Genomic DNA, 24,215 nt, shown 5'->3' with positions numbered 1-24,215 from the left:
CTTCGCGCTGGCGCGCTGCGTTGCAAGCTGTTCGGGCTGCCGGACGAGGCTCATGGAGGGGCTGCCGCGGGATTGGAGGGTGCGACGGCTGCGATGCGGGGAAAGTTCAGCTTGCACTGCAGCGTGTAGAACAAGGGCACGGGGTTGCCCTGCGCCAGGTGTGCGCGCCGCAGCTGGCGCAGCATCTCGGACAGCGGGCCTTCGCACTGCAGGTAGCGGTCCACCAGCTGCGGGCCGAAGTGGGCGGCAAAGCTGATGGGCACGGCATTGGTGGTGGCGATCAGCCCGATGGCGCCGCGCTGGCAGAACTCGCGCAGGAAGCTGGCGAACGCCAGCGGCGATGGCATGCCCGAATCGCAGGCGTTCAGGAACACCAGCGGCGCGCCGCGGTAGTCGGCGTCGCCGGCCAGATCGCCAGGGGCCAGCGGGCAGCCTTCGTCCAGCACCAGGCGTTCGTCGCTGCCGCCGAAGGGCTGGGCCGACTGGCCATGGCAGTACAGGTAGATCAGCGAGGCCTGGTGCTGCGCGTTCTGCAGCACCTCGCGCATGGGGTCGCAGGTGGCGTTCAGCGCGCCGTCCAGTGTGCTGGCCTGGGCCAGACGCGCGGCCCACTGCTGGTGCAACTGCTGCGGCTGGCGCGCGTCGTCCAGGCCGTCGAGCTCGATGTCGGGGTTGACGTTGACGCTGATGCGCCGGGGCGCGGCGCGCAGGTGCGCCAGCGCCCGCTCGCCCACCGGCAGGCGGCGCGGTGTGGTCTCGATGGCGAAGCGCGCGCCCCAGAAGCGTTGCGCGTCCAGTGGCTGCTTGTCGCGCTGGGCCTGGGTCCAGCGCTTGCCCCACTTCTGCGGCGTCAGCAGTTCCCAGGGCAGGAACACACGGTCGGTGGTGATGGTCAGCACGGCGCCGTCGGGTACCTGTTCAACGACATCGAGCAGGGCGGCGATGCCTGCGTCCTGGCGCAGTTCCTGGTTCAGCGTGGCGCCGGCGGCGGCGGCGCACCACAGCGCGTATTGCAGGCCATCCGTCGGGTCACTGGCGGCAAGCGTGCCGTCGAAGCGCCGCCAGAACGCGACCTGTTGGCTGTAGCAGTCGGCCAACTCGCTGCGCGCGCGCATGGCCAGGGCCGCGACGCCGGCGGCGTCGTAGGCCTGCGAGGTCGCGTCGCCGGACCACCAGAGCTCGCCGTCCACGTGGTGATCCAGCTCCATGCGCAGGCTGGCGCCGTCGACCGACAGGCTCAGCCGCAGGGTGTGGCGTTCCGGCGGAGCTGCACTGGCGGCCGCAGCCAGCAGGCCGGCAGTGGGGCCGGGCACCGGGGTGGCCTCGGCCGGCACCGGCGTCCGCACAGCACTGCGAGAGCGTGTCTGCGCGGGCTGCACCTCGATGCCGAGCATCTGCTGGTGCACGGTCTCGCCGCGCACCACGAACTGCACATGCACGCCGTGGTCCTCCTGCGCGTCGGGCCCCGCAGGCACCGCCAGCGCGCGCAGCCGGAACTGCACCGGCGTGGCGATGCGGCCTCCGCGCAGCTGCACCGTGGCGCGGCGCTCGCCGACGATGGTGACCGCGCCGCACGGGGTCAGCTGCAGGGCCACGTCCAGGTCCTGCGCCCGGGCGGTGTCCAGCGCGTCGTGCTGCACGGTGGCGAGCGCGTCCACCGGCGGTGCGTCGTAGCGGAAGTGCAGATCGGCCTCGGTGTGCTCGCGCATCTGCTGGCCCTGGGCGTGGTCGCCTTGCAGGAGGAAGTGGAAACAGGCGGGCTGCGGGGCGGGCGCGGGTGTGGCGACGTGCGGGTCGAGCCCGGGTGCGGAGCGCGTGCGCCGCGGACGGGCGGGCGAAGGCTCCACGGCCTGCGCCGCGCCCCGTTTCGGGGCGCCGTTCTTCTCGACCTGTTCACCCAGCCCGGGGTTCACGGGCTTGCCGACCCACACCTTCTTGGGCTCGCCCATCATGGAGCGGACGGCGGCGGCCTCGGCCTCGGCCTTGCGGCGGCGCTCCGCAAGGTCGAAGGCATTGCCCGCTTGTTCGCGCGCGTCGCGGTCGCGCGGCACGGCCGTGCTGGCGCTCTCGGCGGCCAGAGACGGCCCCTCATCCAGCGCCTGCAGCTGCCACTGCAGCAAGGTCGTCAACTGCACCAGCGCCTCGCGCAGCGGGTCCAGCGGCCGCTGGCTGGCCAGCTCGGCGGCGGCAGCGGCCGGCCACTGCGCCAGCGCTGCGGCGAACAAGCGCTGGGCGGTGGGCGGGTCCAGCGCGCGCAGCATCTCCAGGTCGTGCCATGGCAAGGCGAGCGCGCCGGCGTGCCAGAGTCCTTGCTCCAGTTGCACGGCGAGCAGCTCGGCCTCCAGCCGCTCCTGCACTGAGGCCGCAGGGCTGGGGCGGCGCGCGGCGGGCAGCAGGTCCACGTCGGCCGCGGCGCGCAGCAAGGCTTCGCGCGCGGGGCTTTGCTGCTCCCCGGCCAGCGTCCGCAGCAAGGCGGCGAGTGCCTTTGCCGGCGCGGGATTGGGAGGTGCAGGTGGCATGGCGTGCTCCTGGCGCTCAGCGCGCGTCACCGGTCAGCAGGAAGGCGGCCCAGGCGCGCGGGTCGGCGTCTTCGGCCCGCAGTGCCAAGGTGGCGGCGCGAAAAGCGGCGGCGCGCGATGGGGGCGCCTGGCCGGCCCGTGGCACCCAGGCGGCGTAGAACTGGGTCATCCAGCGCAGCGTGCTGTCCGAATACACCCGCCACAACGCCACCAGCACGCTGGCAGCGCCGGCCTGCAGCAGCACGCGCGCCAGGCCTAGCATCTCGTCGCCGTGCGGGGCCGATTGGCGGCCGGTTTCGCAGGCGCTGAGCGTGGCCAGCTCGCAGCGCAGCGGCACGGGCAGCAGATCGGCCGCCGTCAGCGGGCCATCGGCCAGCAGCAGGCGCGACTGCAGCGGATCGGCCGCGTCGTAGGCGCCATGGCAGGCCAGGTGCACCAGCGGCGCGGCTTGGATACCGCGCAGGAACTGCGCGCGGCCCACCTGCCGGCGCGGCGCCGCGCGGTGCAGCCGGGCCACGGCCTGCGCCTCGGCTTCGAACTCGGCCCGCTCGTGCAAATCGTCGGCATGGCTGCCGATGAATGGGCTGCCCGGCAGGGTGATGGCGGGAGGCCGCTCGCGCAGCGACGCCAGCACGGCCAGAGAGGGCGCGACCGACACGGCCACATGGGCGATCAACGGCTGCCCGTGCAGGTGCAGCGCATGCAGCGGCAAGCCGTGCAACGGGCCGTGCGGCAGCAGCACCAGCTCGTCCAGCCCCTGCAGCCGCGCGGCGAACGGGGCGAACAGGGTCTCGCCGAAGTCCATCCACCCGTGGTCGGCCCGGGAGGTGTCGTCATCGCCCAGCACTGCGCGCTCGAAGGGGGCCAGCAGGCGCGCGCGCAGTTGCGCCGCATCCAGCTCCAGCGCATGCACCTCGGGCGCGCTGCCATGGGCCAGCCAGGCTGCCACCAGGCGCGTGCTGGTCGCGAACAGGCTCAGGCAGGCGCGCCGTGGCCCCAGGCTGGCGGCCAGGCGGCGCAGGGCGCGGCGGTCGGGCACCTGGGTGCGGCGCAGCGCCACATGCCGGCGGCCGGCGTCGCTGGCCGCGGCCCAGTCGTCCCATAGCGCGTCCAGTGCCTGGCGCGCCTCGCGCTGCGCGCGCAGCCGGTCGGCGGAGGGCTGCGGGTCGGCCGTGGCGCCGGCGAGCGTCCATTGCAGCGCGTCGATCAGCGCCTGTTCCTGCGCCAGTTCGGCGTTGTCCATGCCTGGCTGCGGCGCCAGCGGGCGCAGGCCCATCATGTCCAGGAACAGCCGGGCGCGCCCGCGCTCCATGGCCTGCAGTACGGCCCAGCCCTGGCGGGCGGTGGCGGGGCTGCCGGGTGGGGGCTGCTGGCGACTGAGCGCGTCGATGTGCAGCGCGTGGACCTCGGCGTTCGGCTCGGTCTCGGCGTGGCGGCGGGCGCTGGTCTCGGTGCGCGTCAGCAGGCGCTCCGACGCCTCGCACGCGATACCGAACGCGCTGGCGGCCTGGCTCCAGCGGCCCGCCTGCGCCAGCAGCCGGCCCAGATTGGCGTGCACATGGCGACAGTTGTCGGGGTCGGCGTCGGGCGTGAGGATGCGACCGGCGTTGCGCAGGCTGCGGATGGCCCCGGCCCGGCCGGCCGGCGTGGGTTGCCATTCGCGCAGCACACCGGCTCGCATCATCTCGTTGCGGGCGTATTCGAACGGCGCCACGTCGGCCGTGAACACGGCGCCGGCTTCTTCCAGCAGGGCGAGGACGGCGCGCAGGCCCAGCGTGGCGCCGCCGTGGTGCAGCCGGTCGGCCGCCATGCGGGCGCGCAGCCGGGCCAGCAGCGCAGCTTCGTACGGGCTGTCGGCGGCCTGCGCCATGGCGTGGGCGCGCGCGGCCAGGGCGAGCGCCTCGTCCAGCGTGTCGGCCGGTTGGGCGTGACCCGCCATCTTGGCCTGGCGGGCCAGCGCGACGGCCAGCGTCTGCAGCAGGTTTTGCTGGTGCGCGGGCTCCAGCGCGCCGATGTGGTCCGGATGTTCGAGGACGCGCAGCGTGGCGATACCAGCGGCCAGGCGTCGGCCGCTGGTGTCCAGCAGGTCTTCCACGTCGACCAGCGCGCGGTTGAACTGGGTGATCAGGGCCAGCGAAGTGCCGCGCGCCAGCTCGACCGCGCGGTCCAGCGCCTCGCGCGCGTCGGCCAGGTGCGAAGCCGCGTCGCCGCTGATGCTGCGGGTGTGCAGCAACCCGACCTCCATCGCCGATTCGGCGCGCTCTTCGGCTGGCAGGTCGGCGGCGAGCCGTTCTGCCTCCTGCGCCAGCACCAGGGCCTGGTCGATGTTGGCCATGCGCGTGCCGGCGACGCGCATGTCCAGGCAGGCGCACAGGTTCAGCAGCGTGCGCCAGCGCGGCAGCGCGTCGGTGGCGGGCGTCAGCGCCAGGGATCGGTTGTAGGCGTCGACGGCGCCTTCCAGGTAGTCGGCACGCGCCGCGCCATTGCGCTTGCGGTACAGGTCGCCCAGCCGGCCCCACACTTCGGACGCCGACACCGGCAGATCGCGCGCCTGCAGCGTGTGGGCGAGCTGGCCGGCCCGTGCCAGGGCGGCGTCGTCCAGCGCGTCGGGCTCGGCGCTCAGAAAGGCGAGCACGGTGTCGTCCAGGTCGGGCGCCATCTGGCGCAGGTCTTCGATTGGGGCGGTTGCCTGGTCCTCGGCCTGCTGCGCGGCGTCCACGCCCTGGCGGCGCGCGCGGTCCAGGAACTGGCGCGCCTGTACGGCCAGCGGCACCAGCTTGTCGCCATGCACGGCGAGATACCCCAGGCGCACCTCGATGTGGGGCCGCGCCAGGTCGGGGCAGGCACGCAGCAGGGCAGCGCGGCTGGCGCCATCGGGCGCCAGCACGATGTCGAACATCGGGCGGTCCAGCAGGGCCAGAGGGGGCGGCAGATCGGGCCAGCACTCCTCCACGAATTCTTCGACCTGGTCAGGCCGGTCGAACAGGCGGCTGCCGACCGGCTCCAGCGCGATGCCGGCCTGCTGGCGGTCCAGCTGTGCGCGCAGCGCGCCGTGCAAGGCGCCGGCCACGTCGGCAACGTCGGGCGTGCCCCAGGGAATCAAGTAGACCAACTGCACGCCGCCGGCCACACGGCGCGCCAGCAACACGGCGCCGCCGGTGTCCACGCCGGGGCCGATGCACTGCGGGCAAAAGCTGCGCTGCAGGCTGCCATCGCAGGCGTGCAGCAGCCGCAAGGGGTCGCGGTCGACATCGACGACCTGCCAGCGCAGGGCCTGGAACGCGGTGCCGCACAGGGGGCAGGCGGCAGGCACGCTGGTGTGCATGGCCACGTCCACGTTCTGCACCAAGTCCTGCACCAAGCCGTGCGTTCCCATGCGCCGCCCTCCTGGCGACGATCATGCCACCGGGTGAGGGCGGGCGGGGCGGGTGGTATCCGTCAGGGTGCGGATGCGGCGCTGACCGCCTGTTGGGTGTGCACGATGCCGACCGTTCGCGGGCGTCTGCTACACGTCGAACCGCACCCCTTGCGCCAGCGGCAACTCGCGCGAGTAGTTGATGGTGTTGGTCGCCCGCCGCATGTAGTTGCGCCAGGCGTCCGAGCCCGATTCGCGGCCGCCGCCAGTTTCCTTCTCGCCGCCGAAGGCGCCGCCGATCTCGGCGCCCGAGGTGCCCAGGTTGACGTTGGCGATCCCGCAGTCCGAACCGGCGCTGGACAGGAACAGCTCGGTCTCCCGCAGGTCGTTGCCGAAGATGGCGGACGACAGGCCCTGGGGCACGGCGTTGTGCAGGGCGATGGCGTCGGCCAGCTCGGTGTAGCCCAGCACGTAGAGGATGGGCGCGAAGGTCTCATGGCAGACGGTGGCGGTCTGCGCCGGCATCTCCACGATGGCGGGCCGCACATACCAGGCCTCGGGGCAGCTGGCCACGGGCACGCGCTCGCCGCCGTGCACCGTGCCGCCCTCGGCGCGGGCCGCAGCCAGCGCCTGCTGCATGGCGTCGAAGCTGCCTTGGTCGATGAGCGGGCCCACCAGCGTGCCGGCCGTGCGCGGGTCGCCGATGGGCAGCGCGCCATAGGCCTTGCGCAGCCGTTCCACCAGCGTGCCGCGCAGGCTCTCGTGCACGATCAGCCGGCGCGTGCTGGTGCAGCGCTGCCCGGCGGTGCCGACGGCCGCGAACACGACGCCGCGCACCGCCAGGTCCAGGTCGGCAGAGGGTGTGACGATCACGGCGTTGTTGCCGCCCAGCTCCAGCAGGCTGCGGCCGAAGCGTTGCGCAACGCGCGGGCCCACTGCGCGGCCCATGCGTGTGCTGCCGGTGGCGCTGACCAGGGCCACGCGCGGGTCGTCCACCAGTTGTTCGCCCACGTCGCGTCCGCCCAGCAGCAGCTGCGACAAACCTTCTGGTGCGTCACCGAAACGCGCTGCCGCGCGCTCGAACAAGGCCTGGCAGGCCAGCGCCGTCAGCGGCGTTTTCTCCGACGGCTTCCACAGCACCGGGTCGCCACACACGATGGCCAGCGCGAAGTTCCAGGACCACACCGCCACCGGGAAGTTGAAGGCGCTGATGACGCCCACCACGCCCAGCGGGTGCCAGGTTTCCATCATGCGGTGGCCGGGCCGCTCGGACGCGATCGTCAGCCCGTGCAGTTGGCGCGACAGGCCTACCGCGAAGTCGCAGATGTCGACCATCTCCTGCACCTCGCCCTGGCCTTCGCTCGTGATCTTGCCGGCCTCCAGCGAGACCAGCAGCCCCAGCGATTCCTTCTCGGCGCGCAGCTCTTCGCCCAGCAGGCGGACCAACTCGCCACGGCGCGGCGCCGGCACGCTGCGCCAGGCGTGGAAGGCCGAATGCGCAAGCGCGATGCGACGGTCTACCTCGACGCGTGCGTGCGTGGCGACGTGGCCCAGCGTGCTGCCGTCGATGGGCGAGCGCACGGTGAGCGCACCCTCGGCGTAGGCGGTGTCGGGCACGCCCAGGCGCTGCAGCAGCTGGCGGGTCTGGACAGGGGGGGTGGTCATGCGTCGGTCCTCAATGGTTGACGCCATTGTTGGCGCCCCGGGCTTGCAGCAATCGGCCGATGGCCTGCGCCAGCACGATGCCGGCCACGCAGCAGGCGCCGGTGGCGGCCCAGGTCCAATGCCAACCACCCGCCTGCCCCGCCACCCAGGCCACCAGCGGCGGGCCGACGAACTGGCCGACGGCCGAGCACTGCTGCATCCAGCCGACCGTGGTGGACACCGTGTCGCCGCCCGGCGCCAGCCGCAGGCACAGCGCAAACAAGGTGGCCGGCACCAGCCCTCCGACCAGCGAGAACAACAAGATGGCGGCGTAGCGGGCCACGGCGCCGCCATCCAGCGCCGGCATGAAGGCACCCGCCGCCCCGATGGCCATGGCCACGAAGCCGGTGCACAGGAGTGTGCGCGGCGCCCAGTCACGGCGCAGCATGCGCCCGGCGGTGATGTTGCCCAGCACGTTGACGGCCGCGGCCAGCGCCGTCAGCGCACCCGCCGCAACGCCGGAGACCTGCGCCTGCGCGTAGACCGTGGGCAGAAAGCCGATGACGGCCAGCCACTGGCCCGAGTACACCGCGAAGCTCAAGCCCAGCAGCCACGGCCCCGGCGCGGCCAGCGTGCGCCCCGCGCGCTGCGCCCACACAGTGCGGCTGGCCAGTCCCGTGGTGCCATCGGCCGGCACGGCGCTGCGCACCCACGCCGCCATCCCCAGCGAGCCGGCCGCCAGCAGCCAGCACCAGCCGCGCCAGCCGCCCAGCGGCAACAGCCATGGCCCGGCGAGCAGCGCCAGCGCGGTACCGAAAGGCATGTAGCTGCCCCACAGGCCGAGCTTGGCGTCGATATCGCCAGCCGCCACCGTGCGGCGGATCAGGCTGGGCCCGGGCGTCACCGCCAGCAGAAAGCCGAAGCCCTCCACCGCCCGCAGTGCCAGCAGGCTGGCCGCGTCCTGCGCCAGGCCGCCGATGGCGCTGGCCGCACTCAGCGTCAGCAGGCCTGCCAGCATGCAGCGCCGCAGGCCCAGCCCGTCGCTGGCCAGGCCGACCAGCAGGCCCAGGGCCATGCCGGCCAGCTGCACCAGCGACAGCAGAAAGCCAGACTGCACCAGCGTCACGCCCAGCTCGGCCTGCAGCAGCGGCAGCGCGGGCGGCAGTTTGCCGATGTGCAGGGCGGCGGAGACGCCGGCCAGGACGATGACCAGCGCCGGGTCGAGGCCTCGGTGCGGGCCGGTTGCGGCGCTGGTGTCGCCGATCAAGCTCAACCCCCCTGCAGGCCCAGCCCGTAGAGGCGGGCATAGGCGCCGTCCTGCGCCAGCAACTCGGCATGCGAGCCGATCTCCACGATGCGGCCCGCGTCCATCACGACGATGCGGTCCGCGTGCTGCACAGTGGACAGCCGGTGCGCGATGACCACCGTGGTGCGGCCCTGCATGAGGCGCTGCAGCGCGCTCTGTACCGCGCGTTCGGATTCGGTGTCGAGCGCCGAGGTGGCCTCGTCCAGGATCAGCACCGGCGCATCCTTGTACAGCGCACGCGCAATCGCAAGACGCTGGCGCTGCCCGCCCGAGAGCTGGGTGGCGTTGTGGCCGCCGATGCTGTCGATGCCCTGCGGCAGCTCGGCCACCATGCGGTCCAGGTTGGCATCGGCCAGGCACTGCAGCACCCGCGTGCGGTCGATGGTCTGGCCCAGCGCCACGTTGGCGGCGATGCTGTCGTTGAGCATCACGACGTGCTGGCTGACCAGTGCGAACTGGCGCCGCAGCGCGTTCAGCTCCCAGTCGCGCACCGGGTGGCCGTCGAGTGCGATGTAGCCGGACGTCGCCTCCAGAAAGCGCGGCAGCAGGTTCACCAGCGTGGTCTTGCCGGCCCCAGAGGCGCCCACCAGGGCCACGGTCTCGCCGGCGGCGATCGACAGGGTGAGATCGTCCAGCGCCGGCTGGGTGGCGTCGGCAAAGCGCACCGAGACGCCCTGCAACGCAATGTCACCCCGCGCGCGGGGCAGGCTGAACGTGCCGCCGCGCTCGTCCTCGGTGTGCCGCATCAGCTCCAGCCCGCGTTCGATCGCCGCCAGCCCGCGCGTGATGGGGCTGGCCACTTCGGACAAGTGCTTGATCGGCGCCACCAGCAACAGCATGGCCGTGATAAAGGCCACGAAGCTGCCGACCGAGGTGCCGCCGTCGGCGCTCTGCCACAGCGCGATGGTGATCACCGCCGACAAGGCCGTGGCCACCAGCATCTGGGTGATGGGCGACATGACGGACTGGGCGACGACGGACTTCATCGACAGCTGGCGCAGCCGGTTGCTGAGTTCGGCGAAGCGCGCCTCCTGCAGCGGCTGGGCGGCGTGCAGGCGGATATCGCGGTGGGCGAGCACGTTCTCTTCCACCACGTAGGCCAGCGCGTCGGTCGAGGTCTGGCTGGAGCGGGTGAGCTTGTAGAGCCGGCGCGACAGCACGCCCATGACCCAGGCCACGGCCGGGATCAGGAGCGTGACGATCAACGTCAGTTTCCAGTTCAGATACAGCAGGTAGCCGACCAGTGCCAGCAGCGTCATGCTGTCGCGCGAGAAACCCATGATGGCGCCCACCAGCGTCTGCGAGCCGGTCTGCACCTCATACACGACGGTGTTGGCCAGCGAACTGGCGGACTGGCTGCCGAACATGCGCAGGTCGCCGGAGAGGATCTTGCCGAACATCTCGCGGCGCAGCCGCAGCAGCCCGTGGTTGGCGATGCGGCCCAGCGCATAGTTGGCGGTGAACGCGGCCAGGCCACGCAGGCCGAACAGGCCCAGCAGCGCCACCGGCACCATCCACAGCGCCAGGCCGTCGCGCTGGAAGCCGCGGTCCAGCAACGGCTTGAGCAGGGCCGGGATCATGGGCTCGGTGGCGGCCACGACCATCGTGGCGAGCACCAGTAGCACCCAGCCGGCGCGGGCGTCGCGAAAGTAGGGCCAGACGCGGCCCAGGCGCTGGCGGACGGATTCTTTGGGCAGTTCGACCGGTGTGTTCATAAGTGGGCGGTGGATTATCGGCATGCGGTGCGGCCGGCCCGCACGGCCGTGCAATCGGCTCCTTTGTGCATGACCCTCTGCTATGCTTACCAGCCTCCAGGCCGCAGCGCCTGCTCTGCACGCCGTACCCTCCGTCAGTGCAGCCGTCGGCCAACGCTGACAAGCGATCTGGCTGTTGACGTTCAAGGATTGCCAAAGCTTCTGGCCACAATACGCGGCGATGCGCCTTTGGCGTCTGCGCACAGCGCGGGCCGAGGCGTCGGATCGGTTGGGCGATGTGCGAACGCAGATAAAACGTTTTGAAACGATGCCGGGAACTTCTCGGATTGATCCGAACCCATGACGGGCACTCACTCTACTTCCCCCATGCAACTTGATTTTTCTCCGGCCCGCAGGCAGTGCATCGCTGGCTTGGTGGGCATGGCTGCGCTGCCGGCCTTTGCCCAGTTCCGTGTCGAAATCACCGGCGTTGGCCTGACCCAGCTGCCCATTGCCATCGCCGGCTTTCGTGGCGAAGACCAGTCCCCTCAGAAGATCGCCGCCATCGTGCGTGCCGACCTCGAACGCAGCGGTCAGTTCCGCAGCGTCGATGCCAATGGTGTCGCACTGGACGAAGCCTCGCGACCCGACGTGGCGATGTGGCGCCAGCGCGCAGCCGATTCGCTGCTGACCGGCAGCGTCACCCGGCTGGCCGATGGCCGCTATGACGTGCGCTTTCGCCTGTGGGATGTGGTGCGCGGCCAGGATCTGGGCGGCCAGAGCTACAGCGTGGTCACGGCCGATCTGCGCTTGTCGGCCCACCGCATTGCCGATTACGTCTATGAGAAGCTGACCGGCGAGCGCGGCGTGTTCTCCACCCGCATCGCCTATGTGACGCGGGCCGGCGCACGCTACACCCTGTGGGTGGCCGATGCCGATGGCGAAAACAGCCAGACCGCGCTGGCCAGCCCCGAATCCATCATCTCGCCGGCCTGGTCGCCGACGGGCCAGCAGTTGGCATATGTGTCTTTTGAGTCGCGCAAACCGGTGGTGTACGTGCACGACGTCGCCTCGGGTCGCCGTCGGTTGGTCGCCAACTTTCGTGGCTCCAACAGCGCACCCGCCTGGGCGCCGGACGGCCGCACGCTGGCCGTCACGCTGACGCGCGACGGTGGTTCACAGCTCTACACCATCGACGCCAATGGCGGGGGCGAGCCGCGCCGCTTGACGCAGTCCAGCAGCATCGACACCGAGCCCTGTTTCTCGCCCGATGGCAGGAGCCTGTATTTCGTCAGCGACCGTGGCGGCGCACCGCAGATCTACCGCATGAACGCGTCGGGCGGCGCTGTCGAGCGCGCCACCTTCACCGGCAGCTACAACATCTCGCCGTCGCTCAGCGCCGATGGGCGCTGGCTGGCCTACGTGTCGCGCATCGGCGGGGCGTTCAAGCTGCAAGTCATGGAGCTGGCCACGTCCACCGTGACCTCGATCACCGAGACCACGGCCGACGAGCGGCCCAGCTTTGCGCCCAACAGCAAGCTGCTGGTCTACGCCACCGTGCAGCAGGGCCGCGAGGCGCTGATGACGACCACGCTGGATGGCAAGATCAAGGCCCGCCTGGCCGGTCAGGGCGGCGACATCCGGGAGCCGGACTGGGGTCCGTTCCTGAAGTCCTGATACGCAATCGGGCAGCATTTTTTACAACAGGGAGTATGGGCATGAAGCAATTTCTTTTGACGGTCATCGTGGCAGCGGCGCTTGCCGGCTGCAGTTCCCCCGTGAAGCTGGACGACGTGCCGGTGCAGGACCGTTCGGGCACGGCCGCCGGCGCGATTGGCAGCGGCAGTGCCGGCGCCGGGGCCGGCAGCGTCGGGCAAAGCGGTGTCACGCCGGTGGACCTGAGCAAGCCGGCTGACATGGCAGGCGGCCCGACGGGTGCGCGCGTGGTCTATTTCGACTACGACAGCTACAGCATCCGCTCCGAAGAACAGGCCACGGTCGAGAACAACGCGCGCTACCTGCGTGCCGACCGCAACCGCAAGGCCGTGGTCGAAGGCCACACCGACGAGCGTGGCGGCCGCGAATACAACCTGGCGCTGGGTCAGAAGCGTTCCGAGGCCGTGCGGCGTGCGCTGGGTCTGCTCGGCGTGTCCGACGGCCAGGTCGAAGCCGTCAGCTTTGGCAAGGAAAAGCCTGCGGCGCAGGGCGCTGACGAGGCGAGCTTCGCCAAGAACCGTCGCGCAGAAATCACCTACCGCTGAACACCATGCGGACAGGCTTGATGCGCCCGTTTGCGCGGGCGGCGCTGGTCCTGGCGCTGAGCGGTGGCGGCTGGTGGGGCAGCGCGCAGGCGCAGCTCTTCGACGACGCCGAGGCGCGCCGCGCCATCCTGGATCTGCGCCAGCGCTTCGATGCCGCGCGCGCGGCATCCGAGGCGACGAACCAGAAGCTGGCGGAAGACCTGCGGCGGGTCAGCGAAGAGAACGCGCAGATGCGCCGCAGCCTGCTGGAGCTGCAGACGCAGATCGACGGCCTGCGCTCTGACCTGGCGCGCGGCCGCGGTCAGGACGAGCAGATTGCGCGCGACGTCGCCGAATTGCAGCGCCGTCAGAAGGACATCGCCCAGGGCGTGGACGAGCGGCTGCGCAAATTCGAGCCCGGCAAGGTGACAGTCGATGGCCGCGAGTTCCTGGCCGATCCGGCCGAGACGCGCGACTACGAGGGCGCGCTGGCGGTGTTCCGCAAGGGCGATTTCGCCGCCGCGCAGACCGCGTTCGCCAACTTCGGCAAGAGCTACCCCAAGAGCGGCTACACGCCCTCGGCCTTGTTCTGGCTGGGCAATGCGCAGTACGCGACGCGCGAGTACAAGGAGGCGATCGTCAACTTTCGCAACCTGCTGAGCGTGGCGCCGGATCACCCGCGTGCGCCCGAGGCTGCGCTGTCGATCGCCAACTGCCAGACCGAGCTGAAGGCCGTCGCGGGCGCACGCAAGACCTTGGAAGACCTGATCAAGGTCTATCCGCAGTCCGAGGCGGCCGTGGCCGCCAAGGAACGCCTGGCCAAGATGCGCTGAGCGCGCAGAGCCACGCCGACCGGTCCGGGCCGGCGGCGCGGTTCATAGAATCCGGCGATGCCGTCTCTCGATGATCTCCAGGCGCTCGCGCAGCAGGTGCTGTGGGCGTCTTTTGCGCTGTCGCTGGCCTTTGGCGCCATCGCCCAGCGCACCCACTTCTGCACCATGGGGGCCATCAGCGACGTCGTGCACATGGGCGACTGGACCCGCATGCGCCAGTGGGCACTCGCGGCCGGCGTGGCCGTCGTGTGCTTCGCCGTGCTGGTCCAGACGGGGCAGATCGACCCGAGCAAGACACTCTACGCATCGACGCGTTGGATCTGGCTGTCCGCGTTGGTGGGTGGCGCGCTCTTCGGGTTCGGCATGGTGCTGGCGTCCGGTTGCGGCAGCAAGACGCTGGTGCGCATCGGTGGTGGCAGCTTGAAGTCGCTGATCGTGTTCGTGGTGATGGGTGTGGCCGCGTTCGCCACGCTCAAGGGCATCACAGCGGTGCTGCGGGTGGAGACGGTGGACCGGGCGGCGGTGCCGTTCGCCACTGTCGCGTCGCTGCCGCAACTGCTGGCGCCGGTGCTGGACTGGCCGACGCCGGTTGCGGGTCTGGCTCTGGCGATATTGCTGGGTGGCGCGCTGGTGGCCTGGGCCTTGGCAGGGCGCGGCTTTCTGCACGCCGACAACCTGCTCGCCGGCCTGGGCATCGGTGCGCTGGTCGTGGCGATGTGGTGGGTCAGCGGCCACCTGGGCCATGTGGCCGAGCACCCGGAAACGCTGGAGGAGATCTATCTGGCGACCAACTCCGGCCGCATCGAGTCACTGAGCTTCGTGGCGCCGTTCGCCTATGCGCTGGACTGGCTCATGTTCTTCAGCGACAAAAGCAAGCTGCTGACGGTGGGGATTGTCTCGGTGGTCGGTGTCGTGGTCGGCTCAGCGTTGATGGCGCTGGCCACGCGCCGCTTCCATTGGGAAGGGTTCGGCGGCACCGAGGACGTCGCCAATCACCTGCTGGGCGCCGTGCTGATGGGCGTTGGTGGCGTGACGGCCATGGGGTGCACCGTGGGCCAGGGGCTGAGCGGCCTGTCGACGTTGAGCCTCACCAGCTTCGTCGCCGTGGCTGCCATCGTGGGGGGCGCCGTGTTGGCATTCAAATATCAGGTTTGGCGGATGGAGCGCAGTGCATGAACGCGGCAACGCAAGCCACGGACGAGGTGGATCTGGAGCGGCGCTTCGGCGGTCTTGCGCGGCTCTACGGCGTGGCCGGCGCCGCGGCGATCCGCAGCGCGCACGTCGTCGTCGTGGGCGTTGGCGGGGTGGGCTCGTGGACGGTGGAGGCGTTGGCACGCAGCGGGGTGGGGCGCTTGACGCTGGTCGACATGGACCACGTGTCCGAGTCGAACATCAATCGGCAGATCCACGCGCTTAGCACCACGCTCGGGCAGTCCAAGGTGCTGGCGATGCGCGAACGCATCGCGCTGATCCACCCCGGCTGCGAGGTGGTGTGCATCGACGATTTCGTCACGGCCGACAACTGGCTGGCACTGGTGCCGCAGGACGTCGATGCCGTGGTCGACGCCTGTGACCAGGTGCAGGCCAAGACCGCCATGGCGGCCTGGGCCGTGGCGGGCAAGCGGCGCTTCATCACGGTCGGCGCGGCGGGCGGCAAGCGGTTGGCGCATCGGGTCGAGATCGACGACTTGAGCCAGGTGACCCACGATCCGCTGCTGGCCCAGGTGCGCCAGCGGCTGCGCAAATTCCACGACGCGCCGCAGAGCGGCAAACGCATGCGGGTGCAGACGGTGTTCTCGCGCGAACCGGTGGCGCCACCCGACGCGTCGTGCGCGATCGAGGGCGATGGCTCGCTCAATTGCCACGGCTACGGATCGGTCGTGAGCGTGACCGCGACATTCGGCCACTGTGCGGCCGGGTGGGTGCTGGATGCTCTTGCCCGCGGGCTATAATCGCCGGCTTTGCTGCACCACAGCGGGACGTTAGCTCAGTTGGTAGAGCAGCGGACTTTTAATCCGTTTGTCACTGGTTCGACCCCAGTACGTCCTACCACCCTTTCCTGGCATGCGGAGTTCCACTGCCATGTCTGAACAGCCCTTCGCCACGGCGCCCTGCGGGCTCTGTTCCTGTCCCGGCAGGTTGTTCTTCCCCTTTCCTGCATCCTGGCGGTGCGTGTGCCGGCCATCACCGGTCAGCCGATCATGCGGCTGCTGCTGAGCGTGCTCGGACTGCTGATGGTGGTGGCCATCGTCGGCTGGCTCAGCACGCGTCAGCTGGCCAGCATGGCGCCGGTGCCGACCGTGCCTGGCGGCACGCGCCCAGCGTCCTCGGCGGCGGCCCCCATGCCGGCCAATTCGCAAGCGCAGCAGGCCCGGCAGCTGCAGCAGGATTACAAGCAAGCCATCGAAGATGCCATGCGCCAGCCGCGCCCGACCGGGGACGAGGCGCGATGAGTGCCCCATCGTTCGCATGACAGACGACGAGGCCATGGGCCTGGCGCTGGCGCAGGCGCGCTTGGCACTGCAGGCGGGCGAGGTGCCGGTGGGGGCCGTCGTGGTGCGCGAAGGCGTGGTGATCGGCAGCGGGCGCAACGCGCCGATCGGGGCGCACGACCCGACGGCGCATGCCGAGATCCTCGCGCTGCGTGCTGCGGCAGCGGCGTTGGGCAACTACCGTCTTGACGGCTGCGAACTGTTCGTCACGCTGGAGCCCTGCGCCATGTGCAGCGGCGCCATGCTGCATGCGCGGCTTGCGCGCGTGGTTTACGGCGCGGCCGACCCCAAGACCGGTGCCGCCGGATCGGTGCTCGACCTGTTCGCGATAGCACCGTTGAACCACCAGACTAGCTTGCGCGGCGGTGTGCAGTCAGAGGCGTGCGCCGCACTCTTACGCGGGTTCTTCCATGCGCGGCGTGTCGAGGGCCGGGCGCTGCACCCGCTGCGCGACGATGCGCTGCGCACACCCGACGCGTGCTTTGCGGGCCTGCTGGGCGACACGGGCGTCGGCCACTACCTCAGTGACCTTCCCGCGCTGGCGGGTCTGCGGCTGCACTACGTGGATGTCGGCGGCAACGGCCAGCCCGGGCAGGCCACTGTGCTGTGCGTACACGGCTTGCAGACCTGGAGCCATGCGTTCCGCGCGATGGTGCCGATCTGGGTGGCTGCGAGGCACCGTGTCGTCGCACCCGATCTGCCCGGCTTTGGCCGCAGCGACAAGCCCAAGAAGGCCAGCGCGCACCGGCCAGAGTGGCATCAGCAGGTGCTGCAGGAGTTCGTTGCGCAACTGTGTTTGCGCAATGTCGCGCTGGTGGGGCAGGGCGTTGGCGGTCTGCTGGGCTGGTCGCTTGCCGCGCGCGACGGCATACGTGCGCTGGTGGCGGTGAACGCGACGCTGAGCCATGCGGCCGCATCCTGCGCTGGCCCCCCAGCGCGCACTGACGGCTGGGTGCGGGCCGACACCGCCGATGTGCTGGACGTGCTGGACGGCCGCACAGACGTGGCCGTGGACCTGGGCGAAGACGCTGCCCGGTCGGCACCATTCCCCGACCGGGGCCACCGCGCCGGCCCATTGGCACTGGCCGGGCTGTCGTCAGCCGATGTCGCCGTGCCGCCCGGGCCCGGCCCGGCCCCCACGGCCTGGCGGCTGGCCGCACCGGCCGACCCGCACGCACTGGCGCACCTCATCCACACGCTCCTGGGCTGATCGCCGTGCGGCGTGCGTGATACTCCCGCGGGTGAACAAGCACATCTACATCTATTCGCCTTCGGGCGCAGTGCGGGACAAGGCCGCGTTCAAGCGCGGGCTGGCGCGCCTGCGCGCGTTGGGGCACGCTGTTGAAGTCGACGAGGCCGCGCTGAAAAGCCACATGCGCTTTGCCGGCGATGACGACACCAGGTTGGCCGCCGTGCACCGGGCAGCGGCCAGCGGCGCCGACATCGCGCTGATCACCCGCGGCGGCTATGGACTGACGCGCATCCTCGACCGCATCCGTTACCCCGCTCTGGCCCGCGCCGTCACCCGTGGCTTGCGCTTCGTGGGGCACAGCGATTTCACGGCGCTGCAGATGGCGCTCCTCGCCCGCACCGGCGCCATCAGCTGGGCTGGCCCGGCGTTGGGCGAAGACTTCGGCACCGAAGACCCGCCGGACGACATCATGGAAGCCTGCTTCGACGACTTGCTGCAGGGCGTGGGCGAGGGCGCCGGCTGGCGTCTGGGGCGCGACGATCCAATGCCGGCCAAGCGTGGCCAGCCCGGTGAGCCGGCGCAGGCCTGGTCGGTGCGCAACGCGGTGCTGTGGGGCGGCAACCTGGCGGTGCTGGCGTCGCTGGTGGGCACGCCCTACCTGCCCGGCGTGCGGGGCGGCGTGCTGTTTCTCGAGGACGTGCACGAACATCCCTACCGGGTCGAGCGCATGCTGACGCAACTGCTGCACGCCGGCATTCTTGGGCGGCAAAAGGCCATCGTGCTAGGCCAGTTCACCAACTACAAGACCACCGCGCACGACCGCAACTTCCGCCTGGCGACCGTGGTGGCCTGGCTGCGCAGCCAAGTCAAGACACCCCTGTTCACCCAGTTGCCGTTCGGCCATGTGGCGACCAAGGTGTTGCTGCCGGTGGGCGCGCCGGTGCAGTTCGCCGTGGAGGACCGCGAGGCGCTGCTGTTCTGGGGCCATCTTGGTGCCGATGCACGCCACGCCCACGGCCGCGCGCACGGTCACGATGACCCTGCGCGCCCTGGTGTTGGCTAACCTGCAATCACTGCGCCGCGCGAACGACTTCCCCTACACTCAAACTCCGATCGCTTTCCAACATCAGCAGCATGGGTGTGCAGGCCACAGTTGTATTTGCAGATCTCACCGACAGCACGGCGTTCTTCGAGGCGCTGGGCAACGAGAAAGCGACGACGGCGATCACGCGCTTGACGCAGTGGATCGGTGAAGTCTGCGAAGCGCACCATGGCCGTGTCGTCAAGAAGCTGGGTGACGGCGTGCTGGCTGTGTTCGAGCGAGCGGTCGACGCCATCGACGCCACCATCCAGATGCAGCGCGGCCACCGCGAACGGCTGGAGAAATGGCCTGAAGCCATCCGCATGGAGATCAAGTCCGGCATCGCACGCGGTGAGGTCGTCGAGGTCAACGGCGACTGTTATGGCGACGCCGTCAACGTGGCCGCACGGCTGAGTGACCTCTCCGGCGCGCGGCAGATCTGGCTGACCGAATCGGCGGTCGACGAAATCGACGATCGTCTCGGTCTGCGCTTCATCAGCCTGGGGCCGGTGGTGTTGCGCGGCAAGGCCGAGCCAGTCGCCTTGTACAAGGTCGAGTGGGACGACGCCGTGGTGTCTGATTTTTTTACGCAGCAGGCCATGCTGGCCCATACCGAGCCCGACATCGGCGCGCGCGCCCGCATCCAGCTCGGCCACCTGGACCTCGCGCGTGACTATGCGGCCGACGAGCTGCCGGTGCACCTGGGGCGTGCCGACCATGCGGAGGTGGTCGTCAACGACCCGCGCGTGTCGCGCCTGCATGCCCGTGTCGAGTGGCGCAACGGCAGCTTCGTGCTGGTCGATCTGAGCAGCTTCGGCACCTGGATCCGGTTCGCCGGCAGCGAGACCGACGTGCCGCTGCGGCGCGAAGACTGTGTGCTGCATGGCTCCGGCGAGATCGCACTGGGCGTGCCACTGGGCGACCTCAGCGCGCCCACCGTGACCTTCACGGTCGTCACTGGCCAGACGCTGCGGTGAAGGCCGCAGCCGGGAGGCCCCTGTGATCTGGTTCAAACGCCTGGCCTGGCTGGTGCTGCTGCTGTTGCTGGCCGCGCTGGTGGCGGGTGGCCTGTACGCCTGGCGCAGCTTTCCCGCATTGGACGGTGAACTGCGGGCCGATGGTCTGCGCGCAGCCGTCACACTGGAGCGCGACGGCGCCGACGTCACCCACATCAAGGCGCAGAGCGCGCGCGACGCCTGGTTTGCGCTGGGCTTTGCACACGCGCAGGAGCGTGGCTGGCAGATGGAATTCAACCGGCGCGTGCTGCGCGGCACCTTGTCCGAGCTGCTGGGCGAGGCCACGCTGGAGACCGACAAGCTGCTGCGCACGCTGGGCATCGTGCAAGCTGCCGAGCGGCAGCTTGCACGCATGGAACCGCAGACGCGGGACGCGCTGCAGGCCTACAGTGAAGGTGTGCAGTCCTTCTACCGCGACCGCCGCCAGGCGCTCTCGCCCGAGTTCCTGGTGCTGGGCGCGCGCCCTGGCGATGACGGCAGCCAGGCGTGGGAACCGGTGGACAGCGTAGGCTGGTCGCTCATGATGGCGTTGGACCTGGGTGGCAACTGGGGCACCGAGTTCGCGCGCTTGTCTGCCGCGCAGGTGGTCGATACGCGCCGTCTGTGGGAACTCTTCCCACCGTATCCCGGGGAGGCGCCCGCTTCGGCCGTCGACTTCACGTCGCTGTACCGGCAACTGGGCGTCTACAAGGCCCCCGGTGCGCTGCCGGCCCAGACATCGGGCGTGCAGGGCAATCTGCGCGCCGGACTGGATGCGGCGGCCTGGGCCTGGTCTTCGGCCTTCGTGCGCGATGTCGGCACGGTGGAGGGCAAGGGCAGCAACACGTGGGTCGTCGATGGTTCGCGCACTGCGAGTGGCAAGCCACTGCTGGCCAACGACCCGCACCTGGGACTGAGTGCACCGGCCATCTGGTACTTTGCCCGCTTGCAGGCGCCAGCTGCCGCGGGCATGCCGGCGCTGGATGTGATGGGCGCGACGCTGCCTGGCCTGCCGTTCGTCGTGCTGGGGCGCACCCGGCAGGTGGCCTGGGGATTCACCAACACCGGCCCCGACGTCCAGGACTTGTACCTGGAGCAGCTCAACCCCATGGACCGAGGCCAGTACCGTGTGCCAGGGCCCGACGGCACACTGCCCACCTGGGCCGCGTTCGGGCAACGGCGCGAAGTCATCCGCGTCAAGGACAAGCCCGACGTCGTGTTCACCGTGCGCAGCACGCGCCATGGCCCGGTGCTCAGCGACGCACAGCGCGCGCATGGCGAACTGCTCGATCTGGACCGCCACGTCATCGCATTGCGCTGGAGCGCGCTGGACACCGACAACACCACGCCCATGGCCATGCGCAAGGTGAACGAGGCCGCCAGCGTGCAGGACCTGGTCGACGCATTCGCCCACTACCACTCGCCGATGCAGAACGTCGTCATGGCCGACACCGCCGGCCGCATGGGCTTCAAGGCCGTGGGCCGGGTGCCGTTGCGCGCCGCGGACAACGACATCCGCGGCATCGCACCGGCGCCGGGGTGGGAAGCGCGCTACGACTGGGTCGGCTGGATACCGTACGCGCAGACGCCAGAGCATGGCCTCTCGCCCGGCCCCGAGGGCACGCCCGCCTGGGTGGCCAATGCCAACCAGCGCATCACACCGCCGGGGTATCCCCATTTCATGGGGCAGGACTGGGCCGTGCCGTATCGGTTCGACCGCATCGTGGCGCTGCTGTCCGCCACGCCCAAGCACGACGCCGACAGCATGGCCCGGCTGCAGGCCGACCAGCTGTCCCTGGCCACTCGCCGGCTCTTGCCGTTTCTGCAAGCCGCCCGTTCCCCGCACCCGCTGGCCGCGCCCGTGCAGCGGCAGTTGCAGGGCTATAGCGGCGATACAGCGGGCGACAGCGCGGCGGCATTGGTGTTCGCAGTCTGGGTGGACGAGCTCACGCGCGGCATGCTGGTGCCGCGCCTGGGCGCAGCACGCTTTGCCGCGCTGTACGGCAAGCGCCAGTTTCGTGGCACGGTCGAGCTGGCCCTGGAGACCAACGACGCCTGGTGGTGCGCACCCGGAGGATGCGCCGCGCACAGCGCCGACGCGCTCACGCGCGCGCTGGAGCGCATCCAGGCCCTGCACGGCGCCGATGTGGCCCAGTGGCGCTGGGGCGATGCGCACCCGGCGCTGAGCGCGCACAAGCCCTTCGGCAACGTACCCTTGCTGGCCCGGTGGTTCGATGTGCGCGTCGCCTCTGGCGGCGATACCTTCACTGTCAATGTCGGACAGTACTGGCCGAACGACGCCAAAGCTCCGTTTGCCAACCGGCATGCCGCCTCGCTGCGCGCCATCTACGATCTGGCCGACCTGGAACGCTCGCGGTTTATCTTCCAGACCGGGCAAAGCGGGTTGGTCTTTTCAGACCGTTACCGCGACATGGCACAGGAATGGGCACAGGGACGGTATCGTCCTTTACAGATGGATCCGCAAACTATTCCGCATACACTCAGGTTGACACCCTGAATCGTTCGTTTTGTGAGCAGTTGAATCTGAAACGGACTTTTTCCACGGCGGCTTGACAGCCGCCGCCTGAACCAGTATGAACAAAAAAGCCAAGATCGAATTTGAAGACATGAATTTGCAGGTCGGCGTACGGCTGCAGATCATGCCCAAGAGGACGAACAGCCCGACGGTGCTGTACACCTCGCTGATCGGCTTCGTCAAAGATGAGTATCTGCTGCTGCAGATGCCACAGCACGAGGGCGAGGTGGTCGACATCGCGGAGGGCTCTGATGTCGCGATGCGGGTGTTCTCGGGCGTCTCGGTGTTCACATTCGAGGCGCGCATGGAAACCGTCGCGAAGACGCCGCGGCCCTTTCTGGTGCTTTCGTTCCCCGACAACATCCAGAAGGTGGGTCTGCGCAAGGCGGTCCGCGTCAAGGCGAACATTCCTGTGCGCATCGTCGACGCGGCCGATCGCGCGGTGTTGAAGGAGGCCACGCTGTCGGACATCAGCTTGTCGGGTGCGCTGGTGTCCACCTCCACGCCGCTGGGCATGGCCGGTGAGACGATCCACATCGAGTTTTCGATCACCGTGCAGTCACAGAACGCCGATGTCTCGATCGGCACCAGTGCCTCGATCCGCAGCGTGCAGCAGGCGGTCGGTTCAGCGCCTGGCGGCGGCGCGTTCTATACCGTCTACACCTACGGTATCAACTTCCTGGACATTGACCCGGCACACCAGGCCATCTTGCAGAACTACGTCTACGAGACGCTGCTGATCCACCGCAACTGACGGCCTCTGGCCGCTGGTTGGCCTGGCGTGCCTGCCGGTCATTGCGATTTGAAGTTGGCTGCAATCCGCTGGTTCAGATAATCGCCCGCCGTGATCGCCGGGTACTTGCCTGTGGGACTCTCGATCAGCACATCGCGATTGGCCTGGGCAAAAAATGCCAAGCTGTAGCGCGCGCCTTGGTACTCATGCTGGTCGGGGTTCTTGACGCGGTGGAAGTTGCTGGGCAATTGGTCATCGCTCCAACGCATCAGCATGTCGCCGATGTTGCAGGTGATCAGGTCGTCCGTCGGCGTGATCGAGGTCCAGGCCTGCGAGTCCATATCCCTGCCCGGCAGCAGCTGCAACCCGCCCTGGCCTGTGCGCTGGAACAGCAGCGTGAGGCAGTCGAAATCGGTGTGCGCGCCAGCGCGCCACAGGCCGATGCGGTCGCGCTCGGCAGGGTCGATGGCGTAGTAGTGCAGCATGCGCAGCGTGCTTTGGTAGCTGGGCTGCGCCGGGTCATGCGCCCTGGTGAAGAAGTCGCGCGCCAGGCCCAGCTTCACGGCAAAGCACGACAGCACGCGCATGGCCACGGTGCGGGCCTGCGCCTCGAAGGCCAGCATGGTGGCCTGAAAGCCGGGCAGCGCTTCATCTTCAGGCCATAGCCCGTCCATGTGCGGTCGCGTGATCTGGTAGGACTCCTTCTGGTCGGGCGTGCCGGTGGAAGGGCGGACCTGGGCGCGGCTTTCCCAGCCCGCGTTCAGACCCTTCTTGAGCGGGTGCCGCGCCTTCACGGCATCCGGCAACGCGAAAAAGCGCTCGGTCATCGCGAAGGCTTCGCGCACGTCGCCCAGCGCAATGCCGTGGTGGGACAGCTGGAAGAAGCCGACGTCCACCGCCGCATCCCACAGCTGGTCTGCAATCTGCGCATGGCGCGTCTCGAAATCCGACAGGTCGATCACACGGACCTCGCGTGCCGCCTCGACGCCGACGGCGCCCATGCGTGATTCCTTGTTCAGTTCATGCAGTGCATAGGGCATGTGGATTCCTTCAGAGTGAGGGCCATCGACGCGGGCGCCTGCTGGTGGCCGGACGGTGTTCATTGGGTTCCCCAGTACGCGTGGTGCGGCGCGGCCGCTTCGTCGATGAGTGCGGGGCCGACCACGGTGAACGGCTCCGCGCTGGTGGCGAAAACGTCGCGGCAGGACAGTGGCAGATCTGCCGCGCCGGCCTGCGTAGCGCGGAATGCGCGCAGGCGGACGGCGTCGATGCCGAACACGACGCGGCGGATGCCGCTCCAGAAGATGGCGCCTGCGCACATGACGCAGGGCTCGCCCGAGGCGTACAAGGTGGCGCCACTCAGTGCAGCGCGCGGCTGGCCGGTGGTCGCGATGCGCAGTGCATTGACCTCGGCATGGGCCGTGCAGTCGCCCGTGGCAGCGTTGTCGTTGAAGGCCTCGGCCAGCACTTCGCCCGTCGCCGCGACCACCACCGATCCGAAGGGCCGATTGCCCTGGGTGCCGCCGGTGGCAGAGAGCGCGATCGCCTGGCGCAGGTAGCGCGCGTCGGCGTCGGAAAGCATGTCGTTCAGCATG

At 69.8% G+C, this 24,215-nt stretch carries 18 protein-coding genes and 1 tRNA gene; 12 read left to right on the top strand and 7 right to left on the bottom strand.

What is annotated here, in order from left to right:
• Positions 1 to 50: 50 nt before the first annotated feature.
• The 5 genes from AC099J_RS23515 to msbA all read right to left on the bottom strand — a co-directional run bounded on the left by AC099J_RS23515 (position 51) and on the right by msbA (position 10,539).
• Positions 51 to 2,519 (bottom strand): CHAT domain-containing protein, encoded by a 2,469-nt coding sequence (locus AC099J_RS23515; protein WP_479617721.1) that lies wholly within the window; start codon positions 2,517 to 2,519, stop codon positions 51 to 53.
• A gap of 16 nt (positions 2,520 to 2,535) precedes the next feature.
• Positions 2,536 to 5,895: a CHAT domain-containing protein gene (locus tag AC099J_RS23510; protein WP_479617720.1), complete on the bottom strand. Its 3,360-nt coding sequence runs from the start codon at positions 5,893 to 5,895 to the stop codon at positions 2,536 to 2,538.
• A 129-nt stretch (positions 5,896 to 6,024) separates the two neighbouring features.
• Positions 6,025 to 7,539 carry an L-piperidine-6-carboxylate dehydrogenase gene (gene amaB / locus AC099J_RS23505; protein ID WP_479617719.1) on the bottom strand — a complete coding sequence of 505 codons (1,515 nt, stop codon included), beginning with the start codon at positions 7,537 to 7,539 and terminating at the stop codon, positions 6,025 to 6,027.
• 10 nt (positions 7,540 to 7,549) lie between these two features.
• Positions 7,550 to 8,791, bottom strand: a complete 1,242-nt coding sequence (locus tag AC099J_RS23500; RefSeq protein ID WP_479617718.1) for an MFS transporter — start codon at positions 8,789 to 8,791, stop codon at positions 7,550 to 7,552.
• Positions 8,788 to 10,539, bottom strand: a complete 1,752-nt coding sequence (msbA, locus tag AC099J_RS23495) for a lipid A export permease/ATP-binding protein MsbA (RefSeq protein ID WP_479617717.1) — start codon at positions 10,537 to 10,539, stop codon at positions 8,788 to 8,790. Before msbA ends, AC099J_RS23500 begins: the two co-directional genes overlap by 4 nt.
• 366 nt (positions 10,540 to 10,905) lie before the next feature.
• Here msbA and tolB point away from each other — a divergent pair, with 366 nt between their 5' ends.
• The 12 genes from tolB (at position 10,906) to AC099J_RS23435 (ending at position 22,641) form a co-directional block, all read left to right on the top strand.
• Entirely contained in the window at positions 10,906 to 12,195 is a 1,290-nt protein-coding gene (gene tolB, locus AC099J_RS23490) for a Tol-Pal system beta propeller repeat protein TolB (RefSeq protein ID WP_479617716.1), read from the top strand.
• Positions 12,196 to 12,236: 41 nt separating this feature from the next.
• Entirely contained in the window at positions 12,237 to 12,779 is a 543-nt protein-coding gene (gene pal, locus AC099J_RS23485; protein WP_479617715.1) for a peptidoglycan-associated lipoprotein Pal, read from the top strand.
• Positions 12,780 to 12,784: 5 nt separating this feature from the next.
• Positions 12,785 to 13,591 (top strand): tol-pal system protein YbgF, encoded by an 807-nt coding sequence (gene ybgF / locus AC099J_RS23480; RefSeq protein ID WP_479617714.1) that lies wholly within the window; start codon positions 12,785 to 12,787, stop codon positions 13,589 to 13,591.
• 57 nt (positions 13,592 to 13,648) lie between these two features.
• The gene (locus AC099J_RS23475; RefSeq protein WP_479617713.1) at positions 13,649 to 14,767 is read left to right on the top strand and encodes a YeeE/YedE family protein; all 1,119 of its coding nucleotides are present in this window, start codon (positions 13,649 to 13,651) and stop codon (positions 14,765 to 14,767) included.
• A complete protein-coding gene (locus AC099J_RS23470; protein WP_479617712.1) occupies positions 14,764 to 15,543 on the top strand; it encodes a tRNA threonylcarbamoyladenosine dehydratase in 780 nt (259 codons plus the stop codon). Before AC099J_RS23475 ends, AC099J_RS23470 begins: the two co-directional genes overlap by 4 nt.
• A gap of 24 nt (positions 15,544 to 15,567) precedes the next feature.
• Positions 15,568 to 15,643 (top strand) — tRNA-Lys (locus AC099J_RS23465).
• 122 nt (positions 15,644 to 15,765) lie between these two features.
• Complete coding sequence (locus tag AC099J_RS23460; protein ID WP_479617711.1) at positions 15,766 to 16,044, top strand: hypothetical protein; 279 nt, start codon at positions 15,766 to 15,768, stop codon at positions 16,042 to 16,044.
• A 16-nt stretch (positions 16,045 to 16,060) separates the two neighbouring features.
• Positions 16,061 to 17,293: a tRNA adenosine(34) deaminase TadA gene (tadA, locus tag AC099J_RS23455; RefSeq protein ID WP_479617710.1), complete on the top strand. Its 1,233-nt coding sequence runs from the start codon at positions 16,061 to 16,063 to the stop codon at positions 17,291 to 17,293.
• Positions 17,294 to 17,324: 31 nt separating this feature from the next.
• Positions 17,325 to 18,338 (top strand): LD-carboxypeptidase, encoded by a 1,014-nt coding sequence (locus AC099J_RS23450; RefSeq protein WP_479617709.1) that lies wholly within the window; start codon positions 17,325 to 17,327, stop codon positions 18,336 to 18,338.
• Positions 18,339 to 18,409: 71 nt separating this feature from the next.
• The gene (locus AC099J_RS23445; RefSeq protein ID WP_479617708.1) at positions 18,410 to 19,333 is read left to right on the top strand and encodes an adenylate/guanylate cyclase domain-containing protein; all 924 of its coding nucleotides are present in this window, start codon (positions 18,410 to 18,412) and stop codon (positions 19,331 to 19,333) included.
• Positions 19,334 to 19,355: 22 nt separating this feature from the next.
• A complete protein-coding gene (locus AC099J_RS23440; RefSeq protein ID WP_479617707.1) occupies positions 19,356 to 21,869 on the top strand; it encodes a penicillin acylase family protein in 2,514 nt (837 codons plus the stop codon).
• 76 nt (positions 21,870 to 21,945) lie between these two features.
• On the top strand, positions 21,946 to 22,641 hold the full coding sequence (locus AC099J_RS23435; RefSeq protein WP_479617706.1) for a flagellar brake protein: 696 nt from the start codon (positions 21,946 to 21,948) through the stop codon (positions 22,639 to 22,641).
• A 38-nt stretch (positions 22,642 to 22,679) separates the two neighbouring features.
• On the opposite strand, the gene AC099J_RS23430 is transcribed toward AC099J_RS23435, so the two are convergent.
• Both AC099J_RS23430 and AC099J_RS23425 read right to left on the bottom strand, forming a co-directional pair.
• Complete coding sequence (locus tag AC099J_RS23430) at positions 22,680 to 23,660, bottom strand: isopenicillin N synthase family dioxygenase (protein ID WP_479617705.1); 981 nt, start codon at positions 23,658 to 23,660, stop codon at positions 22,680 to 22,682.
• Positions 23,661 to 23,719: 59 nt separating this feature from the next.
• Positions 23,720 to 24,214: a nucleoside deaminase gene (locus AC099J_RS23425; RefSeq protein WP_479617704.1), complete on the bottom strand. Its 495-nt coding sequence runs from the start codon at positions 24,212 to 24,214 to the stop codon at positions 23,720 to 23,722.
• Between the last annotated feature and the right edge of the window lies 1 nt (position 24,215).

Source organism: Rhodoferax sp. RT4P68, from assembly GCF_056521305.1.
This window is presented reverse-complemented; position numbering and strand designations above follow the sequence as displayed.